Source organism: Streptomyces sp. NPDC014623, from assembly GCF_043088245.1.
Taxonomy (GTDB): Bacteria; Actinomycetota; Actinomycetes; order Streptomycetales; family Streptomycetaceae; genus Streptomyces.
Window position 1 is genome coordinate 1 of the sequence record NZ_JBIBZU010000044.1, and the last position, 18261, is coordinate 18261.

Genomic DNA, 18261 nt, shown 5'->3' on the forward strand with positions numbered 1-18261 from the left:
GTTGGTTGGCCGGGTGGGATGATCTTCTGGTTGATTGTGCTGGAGGGGACTGTCTGTGGGGGCCGTGTCGCCGTCGTACAAGGGGCATCGGTATCCGGTCGAGGTCATCTCCCACTGTGTGTGGCTGTACTTCCGCTTCCCGTTGTCGTTCCGCGAGATCGAGGAGCTCATGCTCGAGCGCGGGATCGTCGTCTCCTACGAGACGATCCGCCGCTGGTGCGCCAAGTTCGGGCAGACCTATGCCAACGCGGGGAACTGGGCTACACCGGCAGCTCGAACCTTCTGGTCCGCTACATCAACCAGGGCCGCGTCGAGGCCGACCGACCCGCACTCTCGCCCCGGCGCCTGGCACGCTGCCTGCTTACCCGCCCCGACCGCCTCAAGGACCACCAACGGGAACGTATCGAGGCCGCCCGCACCGCCTGCCACGAGATGACCGTTCTGGCCGACCTCATCCACCGCTTCGCCGTGCTGCTGGATCCCGGCGATGGCAATGCAGCCCTGTTGAGCACCTGGATCACCTCGGCCCAGGCCGAGGATCTGCCCCACCTGCGTGCCTTCACCCGGGGCCTCGAGAAGGACCGCGCCGCAGTCGACGCCGCCTTCACCCTGCCGCACCACAACGGCGGCACCGAAGACGTGAACAACAAGACCAAGCTGATCAAGCGCCAGATGTATGGCCGCGCGAGCTTCCCCCTCCTCCGCCACCGCATCCTCCTGGGCTGACCACACCCTCCGTCACCACCGACTACGGAGCAGACCTGAACGTTTTACAGTCCCGGACTACGCACCGCTGTGTGGTGGGAGGGAGGTGTGGGGGTTACTGGATCTGGACGTAGAAGCGGTCGTTGGTCGTGTAGGGGCGGGGCAGGGTGGGGTCCCAGGCCAGGATGCGGTCATCCACGTAGTACTTGCGGAGCATGCCGCCGGCGACGCGGTTGTCGGTGGCGGGGATGGATTTCACGGAGAAGTCGGGCCTGGGATTGCCTGCTCCTTCGAGGGTGGAGGCGAAGGGGTACTCGTCGCACTGTTCGCCGGCCGGGGGGCGGGTGGGCAGGCCGGTGTCGAGGTACTTGAGGCGTTCGGGGCCGGTTTTGAAGCAGGCGCCGTCCTTGTTGTCTTTGTTCGCCTTGGACTGGGTGGGGTGCAGGGCCCGGGTGATGCGGTGCAGACCGGGGGCGTCGGGGTTTTCGGGGATGTACTTGCCCGGGATGTATTTGTCCCTAGGCCAGGGCACCCCGGGGGCGGCGAGGAGGGGGTAGGTGGTGTTGGGGCGGTTGTGGGCGGCGTCGATGTGTTCGGCGACCGCGTGGTGGGTGGAGCCGAGGGTGTAGGTCAGGTGCGGGGTGACCTCGCTGAAGACGCAGGCCTTGGGGTACTTGGCCTTGCCGAGGTTGAAGTAGGTGGCGGAGTCGCAGCGCAGCATGCGGGCGGGGGTGCGGCCGCGCTTAAGGGTCTTGTATTCCTGGTGGTCGGTGAAGAACTCCACCGCCCATTGGTTGTAGGAGATTTTGTCGCGGCCTTCGCTGATCTCGGCGTGGTTGTAGATGTCCCACCAGGCCCAGGTGGGGTTGTTGTCCCAGGTCGCCCAGGGCATCGTGTAGGAGCCGCGGGTGGCGTGGCAGACCTTGGAGTCCTGAACGCACTGGCCCAGCAGGGACAGGGGTACGTTCGGGGCGACGAAGATGTTGTCGATCGGCCCCCAGTCGTAATCGACGGAGTCCTTCTGGATCTGGGCGAAGAGGCGGGCGCGGCGTTCGTGGTCGTCGCCCTGAGCGAAGACCTCCAGTTTGGCCTCGGTGGTGCCTTCCTCCTCGATCGGGATGCCCTTGTTGTCGATCGACCAGTAGATGACCTTGATGTTGTAGCGGGTGCAGTACGTGAAGCGGTTGTGGACCCGGCCGATGCCCGTCTCCACGTTGTCCGCCTTGAAGCACGCCTCGCTCAGCGCGGCATCGGGTTTCTCTCCGATCGGCGCGGCGACAAACGTCCCGGGATCTGCGGCTGGGGCGGATGGCTGCGGGTTCGCAGCCGCCGCCGCGTCCGAGGCCTGCCGGCCGTCCAAGAGCGTGAGGGCCGGCCGCACGCTGCGCACCGACGTGTCGCCCGGGGTCGGCCGCTTGGTGGACTGCCCGGTCGGTGCGGGCGCAGGCAGGCTGCTCTCGCCTTTCGCGCGGGCCTGTCGTCCGGCGTTGCGCAGTTGGGCCAGAGCTTTTTGGCTGATGCCGACCTTCATCGTGATGGTCGGCGTCTTGGCCGCGGACGGTCCGGCGGCCTGTACGCCGGCCTCGGCTGGGGCGGGCGCGGGCTGGGCGGTGGCCAGGTGGACGGGTAGGAGAAGAAGCCCGGCTGCGGTGGCGGTGGCCAGGGCCCTGGCCCGCCATGATTTGCGGTGCGACACCACTCGATGTCCCCCTTGCGTACTGGCCCCTTTCGGGCAGGCATGGCTGTCCACCCGGGCGAGGCACGGTGGCGATAGCGTGTCACCAACCGTGACAGTGCGTAACTCGGTGCATCAAGGTGAAGGGGAAGGAAGGGCTCTTACGCCACCCTTGAGGTCATCCGGCGGGAGCTGATTCTCGGCCGGTTGTTCCTGTCTCGCATGTAAGAACCGGCTGGGGTGGCCTTGTTCATGAAGCTCCCGTAACGAGAGTGTTTGTTGCCCAAGAGCGAGAACACCCCGGGGCATGGAAGCGATGCAGCCGACCGGCGCGGCTCGCCCCCTTGGTGGGGGATCCGTCGGGGCTCGTCCGCGTATGGCTCGCCGCCGGCCCCGTCACTACCCTCGGTGGGTTTGGCCGCTGCCGGATGACATCCTCGTGGCCCTCCTGATGGCCCAGGATGGGGGGCGAGGACGGCAAGGTCACCGCGAAGGAGATCATCGGGGAGCTCGATTCGTCCCGGCAGATCCCGCTGTCCTTCTTCCGCTCCATGGCCGGCCACGAGCACCCCGAACTCCGGATACGGGTCACTTGGAGGTGGCAGTCGCTCACCCCGGCGCAGCGGGCGGCGCTGCTCGACGATCCAGAGCCCGCGGTCCGTGAAGCGGCACGGGACAGGAACTGGGCGCTGGATCCGGAACGGGTGGAGGCCAGGCTGCCGTCCTTCGGTTCGCGCAATGAATTCGTGTTCGGCACGTGTGCTCTGTCCTCCGCGCTCCTCGAGCAGTGCTTCGCGGACGGCACGGTGCTCCCCTTGGCCCGGAACCCGCACATCCCGGCCTACGCCCTCGCCCGGCTCACCCGTCACCCCGAGACGAAGGTCCGCGCGTTGGTCGCCGCCCGGCCCGACGTGGGACCGGACCTGGCGGCGGAGTTGAGGAAAGACTCGGACGAGGACGTACGGATGTGCGCGCGCCTCCGCCCCTTCCCCCGCACCTGGGCCGAGTACTGAGCGATCCATCGGATCATCGGGCGCGGCCCTGACTGCACCTGCCCGATCACCGAGCCGTTCACCAAGTCGAATACCGAGTCGGCCGTCGGGCCGTCACCCGACTGGTTCGCCGCCTGCGCGGTGTCCGAGGAACCGGTGCTTCGCCGGGTCGCGGCAAGTTGGCCGGACCTGTGGGCGGAACTCGCCGATACGCTCGCGCAGGACGACGACGAGGAGGTGAGGATCCGGCTGGCCTGCCACCACCCGCTGGCTCCGCCACACCTCCTCCTGGATGTCTTCGTCACCCGCCCGGTCCACCGTCCGCACCTGCTGGCTCTGCCCGCGTTCCCCCGTACCGGCCGCGATCACCTCGTCGACCACCCGGATCCCGAGGTACGAGCCCTGGCCGCAGCCGATCCCGTCTTGCCCGACCCCCCGGTGGAGGACCCCGACGCGTCGGTGCGCCGGGCAGCGGCCGCCAACCCGAGCCTGTCACCAGAAGCCCTGGAGACCCTCCTCGCCGACCCCCGTACCGCCGAGGGCGCTGCATCCAACCCGTCCCTCCCCGTTCCGCGCATGCACGCACTCCTCGACCACTGCCTGAACGGCACCACCACCCCGACAGGGGCCGTCCAGCGCTGACAGACGGCACCCACGTAGCAATCACAGGCATGACAACCTCCGCGGACCATCGACTGACGTCGACACACCGGACAGGCGTTTCCAGAACTCGGCTCTGGCACACATCCCGTGAACGACCCAAAGCCCGACTTCATGAGGCCCGTGCACTCTTCGATCGCTACAGGCAGGTCGCCTGGCTCCTCCCCCTTGCCGGAAAGCCTGGAAGATTTTCACACAATGTGTGCCAAGCACCGACTCTCGGCAACGATTGCTCACGGCTGCAAAAGGCACTCGCAACACGGCAAGGCCGGTGTTCACGCCGATGAGCAGCAGCTCGGTCCGAGGACGCTCACCCGGCGACGGCGCGGCCACTACCTGCGGCCTACCCCTGTAGCCAGCGCTTGCCTTGGCCCTGTACGAGCAACAGGGCACCTTGACCTCCGCTCCCTCATGAAGCACCCCGTGCTGTTGCCCGCCGTCGTAAACATCCGATGCGCCTGACGGTCGCAGCACTGCCGAAACTGTTGTCAAAACGCTGCTCCCTGTCGCGTACAGAGCCAGCTGGGGCGTTCACACGCCGAGGGTGCTGATGCCGCCGAGCCACGGCCCCTCGAAGAAGGCTTCCTCGATCTCGACGCCGACCACCTCACGCATCGCCAGTACAGCGCGTTCGGACGGCTCCAGTGCGGCGGCTTCACCCGAAGGCTCATCCACACCTGCCGCAGGGAACCCGACGGCGGTCAGGGTCTGCCCCACCGGGCCGAAGTCCTCACCAAAACGGCGACCGGTGACGGCGTCGACCCAGCCCAACACCATCCCGTTCCGGGCGACCTGCACGATCAGCTGGTTGGGATCCTCACACGCTGAAACCACGATCCGCCCACCTCTCGAAAGAGCCGCCATCACAGAGGTGCCCATGCCCACCCAGCCGGTCGTGCCTTCCAACTCCACCACCATCGTCCAGCCAACAGACACCTCACGCCCCAGCAACAACACTCCAGGGCCGGCTCCGCTCACCAACCTCTCGGTCGCCCGCTCCAACCCCTCACACATCTCCACCGCCGCGACAGCTCCCATGCCTTCCAGCACCTCAGATACATCCCCGGGCGCCAGAGTCACGCACCAGCCCTCCCCGAACACCTCCGTCAAATCCACCACCACGCTCCCTCCCGAACTCCGCCCCTGCTGGCCAAGGTAGGTGACCAGGCCCTGCCGCCCCGTTTCGAGCGGAGCGCCATTTGATGTGGCCGCGCCGACCTGGCAACCCCAGAGCTCCCGGGCTTTCAACGAGCGGCGGCGCAGGATGTAGTGGCCAGAAGGGAAGCGGGTGGCGCAGTCAGCGTTTGATGCGGCTGCGGACCGCCAAGCCGAAAAGGGAGCCTCCACCTGAGGGCGCGGTCGTGGCATACCGGCAGCCGATGGAGTTATGGATCGAACGTCCAACTCGGCTTTCGAGCTCGCCCGGCTCTTGGCCCGGCACGGCCGGGGCAACGAAGCGATCGAGGGGCGCTGTCATGTTGTTGGGTGTGAGCGTGCTTGACGGTGCGTCGAGGCGTTGAGCGAGGTCTTCTGCCGCTCGGCCCGCCAGGCCGTCAACGTCGACTCGATCAACGCCCAACGGGCATCGGACCGCGGTGTTGTCATGGGTGCGGCCGGGACGGGCGGCAGAGATCCAGACCAGGCGGCCCTTCTCGTCGGTGAGGGCGAGGAAGTGCAGACCATGGTGGCGGTGCTTGCCGGAGTAGTTCTTGCGGTCGTCCTTCCCGGTGCGGCGCTGGGTATGGACCAGGGTTCCGTCAATCAGGACGACCTCTCCACCCTGACGGGCGATCTTCTTCAGCGCGCGGTCCAGGCGCGGAGCCTGCGCGGCGAGGAGATCGATCACCTCGTCGCGCCAGCGACGGACGGTGGACTCGGAGACGTTATTGCCGCCGGCCATGTCGGCCAGGCGCTGGTCGTGGCGCAGTACGGCCAGGACGATCACCGCGATCTTCCCGGGCGGCAGGATTCGCCACCTTGATCGAATCGCCTTCAGGTGACGCCGCAGCAAGCCGGCGAGGTGGTTCACGGTGCGCGTGGACAGCGACAGACGGCACTGATAGACAAGCGGGAAGGTGCTCTCGGTGTGCTCTTTGGTTGTGGTCACACATTTCCAACAGCCGCCGAGGGCACCCCGGTTACGGCCGCTCAGCACCGCCCGCAGGCAACTCCATGGTCACAGCCGGGTGGTAAATCGTTCGTCGGGCTGTTTCCGCAGCCAGCCGCGGTCGGCCAGCCTGATCAGTTTCCCGCGCAACGGCTCGAGCTTGCTCTTCACGCCGACGTCCACCCCCAGCACTTCGCCGACCTGCCGGGCCTTGACCGGGCCGGCGGCCTGCCGCACGACGGAGAGAATGCGCTGGTAGTCCGGCGGAAGCATGGTCTCCTCCACATTCGCCGCACGGTGCGGGATGACCATCACCGCCCGGCCGCCCACCTGCCCAGGGACCGGCGCGAACACTGCCCGTTCCTCGGCGACCTGCTCGCTCATCCGTTCCAGGACCTTCTCAGCAACGGCGAGCTCATCGCGCTCGGCCCGGACCTTTATTAGCTGCTTGGCCAGCTGCTCTTCGAGCTCATCCAGTTCCGCACGTCGCGCGGTGATCCGTTCCAGCAACTCGGGGTCCAGCATGCACCGGATCGTAGAGGGTCATCCGGCCCCAGCAGGTGGGAATCGGTTGTACGGGGATGTCGGGCGTTTGGATCAGCGGGGCGGGAGGAAAGCCAGAGCACGGTCCCACTGATCAGCAGCGCGAAGCAGCGCTGCGGCGTCCAACCTGACCTCCACACCGTACTGGTAGATGTCAGCCCTGTCCTCACCCTGTTGCCACGGAGGCGCCGACTCCAGGGACAGATGAACACGAATTACCGCGGTCCCACCTGCGATTCGATTGCTGAGGCTGAAAGCCAAGACCGGCTCGATGAACGACAGGTCCGGCGACAGCTCGCCTTCGGCATCAGGTTCGGTGACGTCCACCGTCCCTGCGGCCGCCGCGCGCAGCCACGCGGACACCTGGCGGGCCTCATCGGTGAGCAGACACGGATCGGCGAAGGACCAGTTTCCCTCGGGAGTCATCACCGTGCCGTCAATGACCAGCCAGTTGTCGTCGTACGAGTCGCCCCGAACGGTGGCGAACTGATAGTGCACTGGGCGGACGGAGGTCGACACTGCTGGAGCGATCGTTCAGGAGCACGGGGCCAGGATGGCATGCACCGGCCAGCAGGACGGACTGTGTTTCCCAGCCCAGGTGCACGGACCGGAGCGCTGTTCCGGACTCCGTTTCGGAGACAATCCCGACTCTGGCAGACGGTGTTCTCGGTGGGCTCCCGCCCACGAGTAGCGTGAGCACCACGAAAGCCGGTCACACCAGCCCTGCTGACCAGGGATTTTCAGGTTGGCGGGGGCTCAGTGGAACCCACCGAGTGGAGCCTATCGGGTGGAACCCACCGGGTGGAGCTCACTCGGTGTTCTGCATGCGGTGGCGATGCGTGGCATCGGGTGGGCTCCACGCGGTGGACGGTGCCCGGCCTCATCACCACAGCCAGGCGCTGGAGTGCCGCACCCGGGACAGGGCGCGGGCATCGCGGCGCGCGGCAGCGTTGCCGATCCGGCTCTGCCTGGAGCGGGGCCGACGTGACTGCTGGGCGGCGAGGCGGCGCTTGGCGGCGTCCTGGAGCCTCCGCCGCTGCTTGTGCAGCTCCAGCTTCTTCGCGGCCTTCGACTTCGGCGTCCGGGGCCGCTTCCAGATCGGCTGCCACCCCACGGGCTCATCGGGCTCGGGCTCCTGGTCCTCGTCGAGCGCAGCGGCCATCTGCTCGCGGGCGGCACGGGCGCGAGCGAGGGCGTCCTGGGGGTTGGGCAGTTCTTCCGGGGTGTTCACGCAACTCCTCCTGTGGGTTGGCCCGGCGTGTGCTGGATGCCGGGCTGCTGGGTGTGCGGCGGCGGGGCCGTCGCCGGGGCGGGCTGGGGACGCAGGCCGTGGGCGGCTTCGCGTGCCCGTCGGCTGTCCTGGATCGTGGCGGCCACCTGCGCGGCGGCGGCTTCCATGGTCTGGCGGGTCCGCTCCACCGTGTCGACGCCGGTCTCCTGCTCCAGGAGGCGGCCGTTCTTCGGGCCGGTGCGGAACGGCCGCGGGTGCGAGCTCGAGGCGGCGGGCACGGCGACGGTGTGCGGCCGGGTACGGGAGCGCAGGCGCTCCGCACGGCGCACCGCATGGGCCCGGGCGGCCAGGGCGTCGGCGGGCTCGCTCGTACGGCGCGGCGGTCCGCTTGCGGGTCAGCGGGCGCAGCACGGCCTGGTCGTCGGTGTCGTGCGGGTACAGGGCGCGCAGGTCGGCGGTCATCATCCGCCGGCTGGCCGGGCGGGTGTAGTCGTCGACGACCCTCTGCACGATCTGTTCGTCCAGGCCCGGCTCGTGGGGTCGGCCGCGCAGCACGTAGGAGAGGTGCCGGCGCGCTTCGGCGAGCAGATGGTGGCGCTTGAACGCGCCGCGCATCACGTACACCACGGCGACGACGTCGACGGCCGCCAGCGCTATGTCGACCACCGGCCGTACCCGCGCCCACACCGCCGCGGCCGCCGCCCGCGCCCGCTGTGCGAGCCGGTAGACGGTGCAGGCGCCGAACGCGGCGATCGCGGAGGCGCGCCATCGCGTCCGCAGCTCGGTCAGCGACAGCAGCTCGGTGCGCTTAGGCGGGCGGGTCTGGTCAGCGGCCTGACAGGCCAGCGCGTAGGAGGCCCGCTCCCCCGGCGCGTGCCCCTGCCTCTCCTCGTACCTGGCGGTCAGGACGGGCAGTGCGTCCTCGATCTGCTGGCGGCGGGTCGACTGCCAGCCGATAAGCCGCCGGTCGATCCCGGCGATGTCCATGACGGGCCGATGTCCGGGCGTCACCTCGCGCGGCTCCCACGCCCACCCGAGCCGGGCGGACACCTCCTCCATGAAGTACAAGGTGTAGAGGGTGTCAGCGGCGACTATGTGGGTCATCAGCGAGTCGGCCGACAGGTTGCCCCACTTCCCATCGTGCGGCCGCCGGGCGCGGATCGACACGACCGCGTGCGAGTGGAGCAGGGGCCTCGATTCCGTGGCTCTGGACTCGTAGTGGCGGAAGACGGCGACGATCAGCCCGTCCTTGACCCGGGCGCGCTGCTTACCGCCGGCCTTCGAGCGGATCTGTGCGACCGACTCCTCCAGCCACGCCAGGGTCTTGTCGCGGGCGATGTCGTCGCACAGCTCCAGCACCCGGCGGTGCTCGTCGTCCATCAGGGCCCACGCGATGTGGGCCGTGGGCGGGGGCCGGAAGACCAGGTCGAAGGCCAACCACGGGGTGCGTTCCTTGGCCTTGTCGGTCTTCGGTGAGCGGTTGTGCTCGATGGGCCTGCCCAGCACGGCCGCCCGCCTCGCCTGCTCCGGGCTCCTGCCCTGCGCCAGGAGCCTGCGCTCGATCCGGTCGGCATCCGGGTGCCGGCCCTCCCCCAGCAGGAGTTCGGCCTGCCGCTCGCTCACCACGTCCCCAGCCTTGAGGCCGAGCGCGGCCAGGCCCCGGCCCTTCCACACACCGGGCGGAACACCGGCCTCGTCTTGGGCGGCGCGCAGCGGCGTACCCGCCCGGCGGTGGCCGTCGCCGACCATCACGCCACGGAAGAGGTAGCGCACCCCGGCCCCCGGGCGAACTGGCGACATGCTGATCATCGGCCCATGGAACCCCGGCGCTGACCTGTACAAAAGCGCGATTCGGGGTCGGTCCCGCCGGGCGGGAGGCCATCACCGAATCTTTACCGTGGGGCCCGCCGGGCGGGCCACCGGGCCAGCCCGAGACGGTAAGGCGCCGGTGTGTGCACAGTGCGCCGCATGACCAACGAACTGCTTCACGGAGACCTCTGCCCGCTGTGCGGCCAGCCCCTCACCCTGCGCCTGACCGTCATCGTCCGCTCGAACGTGCCGCACCCCCACCCGGACTGACTACCTGCCCCACTGCACCGCCTGCGCCAACGACCTTCCCAACGTGCAGAGGTGGAACGACCTGATGAACGACCGCTACGGCCTCTGACCCGGACCGTGCGAATGCTGCGCCACGACCACACCAGCAGCACCACCCACCACGACATCCGACTCGAGACGACTCCAACGCCAACCAACGCGCACCAACGCACCACCATCCACCACCGCTGAGCGCATCGCGTCACCGACGCCCTTCAACACGAACAGCCACCACCGCCCCCGGCCGACTCCGGCCGGGGGCTTCGTGCGGCCTGGAGGAGACCGCCGTGCCCACCTACGAGGCCCTGCCCCGCTTCACCACCGACCACCACCGCCTCACCCCCGCCCAGCGCCGCGCCTTCCGCCAGGCCGTCACCGCCTTCGTCGACGACCTCCGCTCCGGCCGCCCCTTCCGCGCCGGCCTCCGCATCAAGCGCGTCCAGCGCGCACCTGGCATCTACGAACTCACCTGGTCCATGGGCACCGGACCCGCAGGACGCGCCACCTGGCAGTACGGTCCGGCACTGCGCCCCAACACACCGCACGTCATCTGGCGCCGCCTCGGCACCCACGACATCCTCACCGGACCGTGACGCTGCCCGTTCCACGTCGAGAGCGGAGGGGAGGTGCGGTCAGCCGCTGGCGGGCTCGGCGCGCCTGCGCCGAAGGGCGGGACGTCCGTGACCGCGACGTCCCGCCAGAGCCGGGTGAAGCGCAGGTGGCCGGAGCTTCGTGCCGATGGAGCGGGTCACGGGCGTCATCATGCGATCAGCTCGCACGGCCTTGCGCGACTTCATCTCGTTGGGCGGGACATGAAGCTGACTACCGGGCCGGGCAAGGGGAGAGACGTTGGCGGAGGAAGCCGTCGATGATGTCGCCACGGGTGACCATTTCCGCTGCGGCAGGGTCTTCGAGGGCCTGGAACTGGGTGGCGTCGCTGGGGTCGATGCCGCCGTCGGCCCAGACGCGTAGGAGAACCTCCGCTTCGACTTCGACGGGTTGGATCAGTCCGTGTACGGAGGCGTGCGGCTTCTTTCGTCCGGTGACGGCGTCGGCCTGGTCTGGCCGGAGGATGCCGAGGCGCGGGGCGACCGTGTACCCGTCGGGTGGTACGTGACGGAGGGTAAGTGTGCCGCCGCCAAGCGCCGCGGCCGGCGCGGTGCCCCAACGCACCGGGAAGTCGGCTCAATCGGAGCTAGCGCTCTTCGTCGGATGCTGCGGTCCTACTACTGCGGGCGGTGCGCTCAGGGCGTGCCGCCACGACAAGGGAGACCCTTGATGTTCAGACGACAGCTGCTGGTGGTCATGGCCGTAATGATCGCGTTGGTGGGCAGCATCGCCGCCGCCACTCCCTCCGTCTCATCGGCTTCACCGGGGTGGCAGCCGACCGCCAGCCCGGAGAGCCATATCAGGCCAGGCAAGATGCGCTCGGATCGGGAGAAGGTGCCGCGCGGCTTCAGCAAGAAGGACGCCGACAGGGCCGAGACGATGGAGGCGCGTCTGGCGGCCGACGGCGACTGCCAGGTGTACTGGCCTGCGCCGTACGAGGTGTGCGGGACGATCCGGGACAAGTACAACGAGCTGGGCGGTCCGAACAGCTTCCTGTCCCTGCCGAAGTCCAACGAGCTGACCAACCCGGACGGTTACGGCAAGCGTACCGAGTTCTTGAACGGGCCGATCTACTGGTCCCCGCAGGGCGGTGCCCATCCCGTCGTGAACCACTTCTTCGCCGCGTGGGCGCGGAACGGCTACGAGGCCGGGAAGGTCGGCTATCCCACCTCCGACGAGATCGTCAACCCCGATGGTGTCGGGCGCCGTCAGTACTTCGAGCGCTCCACTATCTATTGGAAGCTGAACGAGGCGTACGCGGTGGGCGGCGCTATCCGCGACAAGTGGGGCGAAGCGGGCTGGGAGAGCGGTTATCTCGGCTACCCCATCAGCGACGAGTTCACCACTCCCGACGGTCTTGAGCGCGGCTCGCGTTTCGAGCACGGGATGATCTACTGGACCGAAGCGTATGGGGCGCATCCCGTCAGTGGCGGTCTGCTGGCCAAGTGGACGCTTTCCGGTTACGAGAAGGGCCCCTACGGCTACCCGATCACCGACCAGAAGCCGCGCGGTTCCTCCTTCGACCAGGAGTTCCAGTTCGGCACCATGGGTTTTCCGACCGACCCGGCCTCCGGGGCCACCCCCGAGGAAGGCGACATCGACCCCACGGTGGACGAGCAGCGGCCGGTGACTCTGGAGGACTTCGCGGCCGATGCGAACACCGCCGCGCCCAACCCCATGACGTCGGGCCGGCTCGGTGACCTTGATGCCTGCAAGGCCGGGATCTCCTGCATCCGGGAAGGCGTCGCCGCTCAGGCCTTGCTGAGAGACGACGAGCCCGAGGACCCGATCATCGACGGCCCTGACACCCACGGGACGACCATCCCCGGCTGGTGCACCACCGCTCCCTGGGACGGCCAGTGGCGGGTGAACCGCAAGAACGCCTGCGGCGTCTGGAAGGACCTGGCGCTGATCGTCCACGACAGCAAGGGCGCCGAGATCGGCAGGATGCCGTTCGTCGTCAAGGTCGGGATCCTCAGCTCCCACAAGTCCGGCGAGATGAAGCAGGAGTTTCGCATCCAGTTCGGGGACTTCATCAACAAGGTCGGCACCCCGACACTGATTTACAAGCCGACCAACGGCTCCGGCACCTACAGCATCGACGGGCCCGCCAGCGGATCGATCATCAAGCCGAACACCACCAAGGCCATCGTGATCACGTGGAAGGAGAGGTCCATGGCCGACAACACGTCCCGCAGCGCCTCCCTCCAGCTGCCGTACAGCTTCGGTAACGCCTCGCCCGACGTGACGCACTCCAGCACGGGCACGATCCGTAACAACCAGTTCCGCTGCGACTCCACCATGAAGACGGGCCGAGGCGGCTACCGGCAGGGCTGCGTCGTCTCCGGCTACACGCCGACCTTCGAGCTGACCTCGCTGACTCCGGAACAGACCTGGCACGTGGCGGAGGCCATCAGGTCCGGGCTGCCGGGCGCCCCCGGGCGGCCGCTGCACCGCCAGGCCGACAAAGGCAAGCGGGACATCAACCGGCAGCAGTCCTGCCCCAGCTCCGGGAAGGTACGTAACGCTCGCGTCCTGCCCGGCCGCTCGTGCGACGAGTACCCCTTCGCATCCACCAACGAGGGCGCGGCCACCTCCGGCGGGCCCGGCCGCACCGCGCACGACAACTGCAACGTCAAGGACCTGCCGATCGCGACCGGGCCGAAGGGCTACAGCGTCTGCATGATCGACGAGAGGCAGAACTCCCACAGCGGGAGCCTGATGTGGGCCTTCCACGGCCAGAACCGAGTCATCGACCAGGACACCTTCGCCGTCACCACATCCGGTGGCGCCATGCCACCCAAACCCTGACCCAAACGGCTTGCTCCGCCCATAGGCGGACGGCAATAGCCTGATTTCGCACTGCATGAAGGCCCCTCTCCCCCGGGGCCTTCGTGTTATCCGGCCTTCAGCCCTGCCCCGAGCGGCACGAGTGGTCTCCGCTTGCTGATGCTCTGGAGACAACGGCATGGGGGTGGCGATGGCCCGCCCATGATCGACGAAAATCAAGGACTCTCGGGTCGCAGCGATCCGGCGAGCGAGGTCGCCGAGGATCGGCGGCGACTCTGTGATCGGTATGACCACAGGCATTAATGTAGTTTGACGAAAGGGACTGCTGCACGGATAAGTGACACCTTGACCTGGCTTGCCTTGTGGGGCAGACCCGTGGCTCAGAGGATGAAGACGCTCTGGGCTGTTTCCGTGTAGTACGTCTCGCCCGGGTAGACCAGCCACTCAACCTGCCCGGTGCAGCCCGGTCCGGAGTGGACCTCGGCGATGGCGTCGGTGTGGTTGGTCACCGAGGAGGGGTACCAGTCGATGGCGTAGCAGCCGCTGGGGTCTTTGTGTTCATTGCCGTTGACGATGAGGACGCCTTCTGCCGCGTATGCCGATGCCGGTACCGCAACTGTCAAGGTCACGGCTGCTGTCAGCGCTCCCAGGGTTACGGCCATGCGTCGTCGCATCATGGTGAGATCCCCTCATGGGGCGGGCCGCGCATGATGCGACCCGCCGATATGACTCACTGTATTCGTTTAAGCTCTTTGTGTATTGGGCGTGCGGAGGCAACCTCTTCATCACCGGGGTGCGCCGCCGTGCTTCGGTTGTGACCCAAATCGGGTTTGCATCGCGGCAGCGTCCCTCTGGCTTGGCGGCCTCCTGCAAGCTGTTGACCACAACGGAAGACAGCCCCTCACGGCGTGAACGGATCCAGCGGGCCGGCGAATAGCCCAGGCGCTTCGATGGTGGTTCCTTGTCGGCGTGCCGGAAGCTCAGGTGCGGTGCGCCGATCCGCTGGATCCGTTCAGCCGTCGCCACCTTGAGCACTCCGAGCACGCGCAGCACGTCGCCGCGGTAGCTGTTCGTCGACCTCACCGGATTGTTCTTCCTCATCCCGCCATCCGCTCTGCTCCCCGCCGGGCACGGTCTCTTCGTCCAGGGCGACGGGCACGTTCGGGCTACCAGCAGTACGTATGACCGTCTGTCATTGCCTGTGGGGTTTCTGCGAGCATGATGAGCCATCACTGTCTGATCTTCTGGAGCCTGTTGTGCACCGTAGCCGCCTCGTTGCACTCGCTGCTGTCGTACTCAGCGCCACCCTGGTCGGCTGCAACCCGCAGCCGGCTGACGACAAGCCGGCGGACAGCACGCCCACATCCACTGCATCGGCCGCATCACCGGCCCCCGGGGGTCCAGCGCCCGGTGCAGGTGCCCTCAGCCTCACCGACGCCATCGCGGCCATCCCCGATGGCACCGAGCGCCGTGACGGCTACGAACGTGACGCGTTCCGTCTCTGGATCGACGAGGACGACGACGGTTGCCAGACCCGGGCGGAGGTGCTGCTGCAGGAGGCCACCACGAAGCCTGAGCAGGGTGAGAAGTGCACGCTCACCGGGGGCACCTGGATGTCGTACTACGACCAGATCGAGGTCACCGACGCGAAGAAGCTCGACATCGACCACATCGTTCCGCTCGCTGAAGCCTGGGATAGCGGCGCCAACGGCTGGACCTCCGAGCGTCGCCAGGCCTACGCCAACGACCTCGCATCCCAGAGGTCTCTGGTCGCCGTCACCGCGAAGTCGAACCGTTCCAAGGGCGACCAGGACCCTGCCCAGTGGCTCCCCCCGGCCAGGAGTGCCTACTGCGCCTACGGCGCCGACTGGACCGCTGCGAAGCTGCGGTGGAAGCTCAGCGCCGACAAGGCCGAGAAGAGTGCACTTCTCGGCCTCGCCAAGGCCTGCACGGACACCGTCGTCGAGTTCGAAGAGGCAGCCGAGTAGCGCCCCCTCGGCCGGGGTGCGTGCCCGGCGTGATGGGGCCTTCTTCTATTGCGGTACGGGTGTCTCGCCGGAGACGGTGACGCCTGCCTGGCGGAAGTCCTCCAGGGTCGAGGCGGTCGTGTCCGGGGCGACGCCGACGGAGTAGTCCAGGCGTACGTGGGCGCGGAATCCGGCCTTGACTGCGTCCAGTGCGGTCGCGCGCACGCAGTGGTCGGTGGCGATGCCCACCACGTCGACGTCTTCCACCCCGCGCTGACGCAGCCAGTTGGCCAGGGGTGTGCCTTGTTCATCGAAGCCTTCGAAGCCGCTCTTGGAGGCGCTGTGGGCGCCCTTGAAAAAGACGGCGTCGATCTTGTTGCTGGTGGCGGTGGGGGCGAAGTGGGGGTGGAATTCGCCGCCCTCGTGTCCTGCCACGCAGTGGACGGGGAAGCTGTTGTTGTAGTCGGGGTGGTCGGAGAAGTGGCTGCCCGGGTCGATGTGGTGATCCCTCGTCGCGACGATGTACTGGTAGTGGCCGCCTGCGGTCTGCTGCACCAGCTCTGCGATCGCGGTAGCGATCTGTGCGCCGCCTGCGACGGGGACGCTGCCTCCCTCGCAGAAGTCGTTCTGCACATCCACGACGATCAAGCCTCGGCTCATGACACACGCCTCTCAGGTGAAACGGAGCAATCAGGAGAGATTCCCCCTGCCGGGGTGCCGGCGCCGTCGGGCTCCGACACCCCGGCAACGGGCACAGCTATGGGGCGGGGGTGTAGAAAACGATGCTGTTCTCGCAGGGGCCTTCAGCGAGTACCTTCAGCGCGTCCATCTCCGTGGTGTCGGCGGTCAGCTGCCAGCGCAGCTTGGTGGCCACCCAATCCCCCACGTACCGGCACTGCGCCTCCGGGGCCGGCGGGAGCCATTCGGCCGGGTCCTGGTCGGATTTCTGGCGGTTACTGCGAGCGGTCACCGCGACCAGCGAGGCTGCCGCGCCCTGGTCGTTTGCGTACGCCTCACGCCGGGCGGCCGTCCAGGCGGAGGCACCAGAATCCCAGGCTTCGGCGAGGGGGACCATGTGGTCGATGTCCAGGGCGCCGGGGTCGGTGACCTCCTGGCCGTCGTAGTACGACAGCCAGGTGCCTCCGGTCAGCTTGCATCCCGAAGCCACCGCCGGCGCGGTGGTCGCTTCGGCGAGCAGGACCTCGTTGCGGGTGTTACACCCATCGGCCACAGTGCCGGAGTTCCAGTGCTTGAAGGAGGAGCGGGTGTAGCCGGTGCGGTCCTCGTCCTCGGCCGGGACCAGGCCGACGGCGTCGGCGAGCGTGGTCACCTGAGCAGCCCGCAGTCCCTGGGGAGTCTGGACGGCCTGTGCGGGAGTGGAAGCGATGAGCGGGACAAGCGCGAGTGAAAGCGCGACGAAGCCGCGCAGAAGGTTCTTGATCACCCTCGCGTTCTACCGGCCGCCCCGCCTCCTGCAGGTACCAGGTTGCTGTCACTCACCCGCACGGGCGTCGATATTCACCGCAGGAACGATTCGCGCACGCACCCGTCGGAAGAAGGGTCGGGGCAACAGTGGTGTGGAGCACTGTGACCTCCGCGGTGGGGCCCGTGGATTAACGGCTGGTCGGGAGAGACCAGTGCGGACCGGCGAGGAGGTGGAAGTGCGGAAGGTGAGGGCCTCTCGATGAAGGACTCCATGGGGATCAACCGAATAATCTCCCCAATGACTGCAACCGAGATGGCGGGCCATATATGCGACCGAGCGGCACATCGCCGGGAGACTGCTCTGACCTGCCGTGCAGTTCAGGACCCCGCTCTACTTGCGAACCCCGCCCACAGGGGCGAGAGAGCTTCTGACAGAACCGAACACGAGCACTACTGTCGCACACATTTTCTTCACCTTTCTTCACCTGACGATCACAAGTGTCGGTATGATCCGGGCGCTACGTCCGCACTACAGAGGGGGACTCTTCATGCGTATCCGTCACGCCCTGGCCGCCGCCGCTGCTACCGCTTCGGTCATCTCACTCGGCCTCGCTGCCGGCTCCCCGGCCCAGGCAGCCGAATACTCCTCGGCACTGAAGATCAAGGGTGTCCAGTACGACGCCCCGGGCAGCGACTCCAACAAGTGCTCCGGCGGAAACACCGCGAGCGAGTACCTGACGATCAAGAACTACTCGCGGACCTCGACCGTCAACCTCAAGGGTTACGTCGTCAAGGACGCCGCCGGCAACAAGTTCACTTTCAAGGCAACCCATAACCTGCAGCCCGGCGACTACATCAACCTCCGCGGCAACCGCGGCACAGACTCCGACGCCAAGAACGTCGTCTACCGCCAGAACTGCAACTTCATCTGGAACAACGACAAGGACACCATCTACCTGTACAAGCCTTCCGGCGCCCGCGCCGACGTCCACTCCTACACCAAGAAGGCCAACGACCGCGACGGCAACGGCTACATCACCTACCACGGATAACCTCCGGCAGCCGAACGGCTAGGAGCGGTCCGAGCACATGCGTCCCAGTACCTGCACTGGGAGAGGTGTGTGGCGGCAGGTGCAGTTGCCCCACCTCACCAACACAGATGACGATGTCCGGCGTCTCCTGCGAAAAGCATCTACCAAAGGGCTGGGGCCCTCGCGGTTGGAAGCTCTGTCGGGTGTGAGCCGGCGAACGATCCCAGGATGGCTGCGCGCCAGCCAGTGAGGGCCACCGGCAGCACGTACCCAACGGATCGCCACTGGGTCCCTGCCTCGCGGCGCGGAGCAGGGACCCGTAGGGCTAAGAGGATGTTTCGTCCCGTTGTTTCATCCCGGATTGCGTGGTTGCGGGTGGTTCATGCTCCGCGCCATGTGGGGGTGGATTCTGCGGTGAGTCTGCGGGTC

General features: G+C 67.5%; 16 protein-coding genes and 3 pseudogenes. 8 read left to right on the top strand and 11 right to left on the bottom strand.

The genetic code is table 11. The features are described from left to right. Window positions 1-55: 55 nt before the first annotated feature. Window positions 56-286: pseudogene (locus ACF1FZ_RS34395) on the top strand (IS6 family transposase); the annotation flags it as partial. After that, a pseudogene (locus ACF1FZ_RS34400) lies at window positions 256-726 on the top strand (transposase); the annotation flags it as partial. The pseudogenes ACF1FZ_RS34395 and ACF1FZ_RS34400, both read left to right, overlap by 31 nt. 94 nt (window positions 727-820) lie before the next feature. On the opposite strand, the gene ACF1FZ_RS34405 reads toward ACF1FZ_RS34400, so the two are convergent. After that, window positions 821-2401 (bottom strand): NucA/NucB deoxyribonuclease domain-containing protein, encoded by a 1581-nt coding sequence (locus tag ACF1FZ_RS34405; RefSeq protein ID WP_391777296.1) that lies wholly within the window; start codon window positions 2399-2401, stop codon window positions 821-823. A gap of 440 nt (window positions 2402-2841) precedes the next feature. On the opposite strand from ACF1FZ_RS34405, the gene ACF1FZ_RS34410 reads away from it, so the two are divergent. Next, window positions 2842-3393 (top strand): hypothetical protein, encoded by a 552-nt coding sequence (locus ACF1FZ_RS34410; protein ID WP_391777297.1) that lies wholly within the window; start codon window positions 2842-2844, stop codon window positions 3391-3393. A 135-nt stretch (window positions 3394-3528) separates the two neighbouring features. Further along, window positions 3529-4014 carry a hypothetical protein gene (locus ACF1FZ_RS34415; protein ID WP_391777298.1) on the top strand — a complete coding sequence of 162 codons (486 nt, stop codon included), beginning with the start codon at window positions 3529-3531 and terminating at the stop codon, window positions 4012-4014. 549 nt (window positions 4015-4563) lie between these two features. On the opposite strand, the gene ACF1FZ_RS34420 is transcribed toward ACF1FZ_RS34415, so the two are convergent. The 6 genes and pseudogenes from ACF1FZ_RS34420 to mobF all read right to left on the bottom strand — a co-directional run bounded on the left by ACF1FZ_RS34420 (window position 4564) and on the right by mobF (window position 9662). Next, a complete protein-coding gene (locus ACF1FZ_RS34420) occupies window positions 4564-5148 on the bottom strand; it encodes a DUF6461 domain-containing protein (protein ID WP_391777299.1) in 585 nt (194 codons plus the stop codon). 181 nt (window positions 5149-5329) lie between these two features. Next, entirely contained in the window at window positions 5330-6139 is an 810-nt protein-coding gene (locus ACF1FZ_RS34425) for a transposase family protein (RefSeq protein WP_391777300.1), read from the bottom strand. Window positions 6140-6208: 69 nt separating this feature from the next. Beyond that, complete coding sequence (locus ACF1FZ_RS34430) at window positions 6209-6664, bottom strand: hypothetical protein (RefSeq protein ID WP_391777301.1); 456 nt, start codon at window positions 6662-6664, stop codon at window positions 6209-6211. Window positions 6665-6736: 72 nt separating this feature from the next. Further along, entirely contained in the window at window positions 6737-7201 is a 465-nt protein-coding gene (locus ACF1FZ_RS34435; RefSeq protein ID WP_391777302.1) for a hypothetical protein, read from the bottom strand. Window positions 7202-7565: 364 nt separating this feature from the next. After that, complete coding sequence (locus ACF1FZ_RS34440; protein ID WP_391777303.1) at window positions 7566-7913, bottom strand: hypothetical protein; 348 nt, start codon at window positions 7911-7913, stop codon at window positions 7566-7568. Then, a pseudogene (gene mobF, locus ACF1FZ_RS34445) lies at window positions 7910-9662 on the bottom strand (MobF family relaxase). Before mobF ends, ACF1FZ_RS34440 begins: the two are co-directional and overlap by 4 nt. Window positions 9663-10297: 635 nt before the next feature. On the opposite strand from mobF, the gene ACF1FZ_RS34450 reads away from it, so the two are divergent. Next, on the top strand, window positions 10298-10603 hold the full coding sequence (locus tag ACF1FZ_RS34450) for a hypothetical protein (RefSeq protein ID WP_391777304.1): 306 nt from the start codon (window positions 10298-10300) through the stop codon (window positions 10601-10603). A 229-nt stretch (window positions 10604-10832) separates the two neighbouring features. Here ACF1FZ_RS34450 and ACF1FZ_RS34455 read toward each other — a convergent pair whose 3' ends face one another. Continuing rightward, window positions 10833-11183 (bottom strand): hypothetical protein, encoded by a 351-nt coding sequence (locus ACF1FZ_RS34455; protein ID WP_391777305.1) that lies wholly within the window; start codon window positions 11181-11183, stop codon window positions 10833-10835. Window positions 11184-11288: 105 nt separating this feature from the next. Here ACF1FZ_RS34455 and ACF1FZ_RS34460 point away from each other — a divergent pair, with 105 nt between their 5' ends. Beyond that, the gene (locus ACF1FZ_RS34460; RefSeq protein WP_391777306.1) at window positions 11289-13430 is read left to right on the top strand and encodes a hypothetical protein; all 2142 of its coding nucleotides are present in this window, start codon (window positions 11289-11291) and stop codon (window positions 13428-13430) included. Between the two features lie 359 nt (window positions 13431-13789). On the opposite strand, the gene ACF1FZ_RS34465 is transcribed toward ACF1FZ_RS34460, so the two are convergent. After that, on the bottom strand, window positions 13790-14071 hold the full coding sequence (locus tag ACF1FZ_RS34465) for a hypothetical protein (RefSeq protein ID WP_391777307.1): 282 nt from the start codon (window positions 14069-14071) through the stop codon (window positions 13790-13792). Between the two features lie 594 nt (window positions 14072-14665). Between ACF1FZ_RS34465 and ACF1FZ_RS34470 the strand changes: the two genes are divergently transcribed. Continuing rightward, entirely contained in the window at window positions 14666-15397 is a 732-nt protein-coding gene (locus ACF1FZ_RS34470) for an HNH endonuclease family protein (protein ID WP_391777308.1), read from the top strand. Between the two features lie 45 nt (window positions 15398-15442). Here the strand turns inward: ACF1FZ_RS34470 and ACF1FZ_RS34475 are convergent, their stop codons facing one another. Continuing rightward, window positions 15443-16036, bottom strand: coding sequence for an isochorismatase family protein (locus ACF1FZ_RS34475; RefSeq protein WP_391777309.1), 594 nt, complete (start codon window positions 16034-16036; stop codon window positions 15443-15445). Window positions 16037-16133: 97 nt separating this feature from the next. Beyond that, window positions 16134-16820, bottom strand: coding sequence for an HNH endonuclease family protein (locus tag ACF1FZ_RS34480; RefSeq protein ID WP_391777310.1), 687 nt, complete (start codon window positions 16818-16820; stop codon window positions 16134-16136). A 529-nt stretch (window positions 16821-17349) separates the two neighbouring features. Here ACF1FZ_RS34480 and ACF1FZ_RS34485 point away from each other — a divergent pair. Then, on the top strand, window positions 17350-17853 hold the full coding sequence (locus ACF1FZ_RS34485) for a lamin tail domain-containing protein (protein WP_391777311.1): 504 nt from the start codon (window positions 17350-17352) through the stop codon (window positions 17851-17853). Window positions 17854-18261: the final 408 nt, after the last annotated feature.

Bases quoted from the DNA above. Each gene is read 5' to 3' on its own strand.
- ACF1FZ_RS34410 (WP_391777297.1), top strand. From the start codon at position 2,842: ATGGGGGGCGAGGACGGCAAGGTCACCGCGAAGGAGATCATCGGGGAG.
- ACF1FZ_RS34430 (WP_391777301.1), bottom strand. From the start codon at position 6,664: ATGCTGGACCCCGAGTTGCTGGAACGGATCACCGCGCGACGTGCGGAA.
- ACF1FZ_RS34460 (WP_391777306.1), top strand. From the start codon at position 11,289: ATGTTCAGACGACAGCTGCTGGTGGTCATGGCCGTAATGATCGCGTTG.
- ACF1FZ_RS34465 (WP_391777307.1), bottom strand. From the start codon at position 14,071: ATGGCCGTAACCCTGGGAGCGCTGACAGCAGCCGTGACCTTGACAGTT.
- ACF1FZ_RS34475 (WP_391777309.1), bottom strand. From the start codon at position 16,036: ATGAGCCGAGGCTTGATCGTCGTGGATGTGCAGAACGACTTCTGCGAG.
- ACF1FZ_RS34485 (WP_391777311.1), top strand. From the start codon at position 17,350: ATGCGTATCCGTCACGCCCTGGCCGCCGCCGCTGCTACCGCTTCGGTC.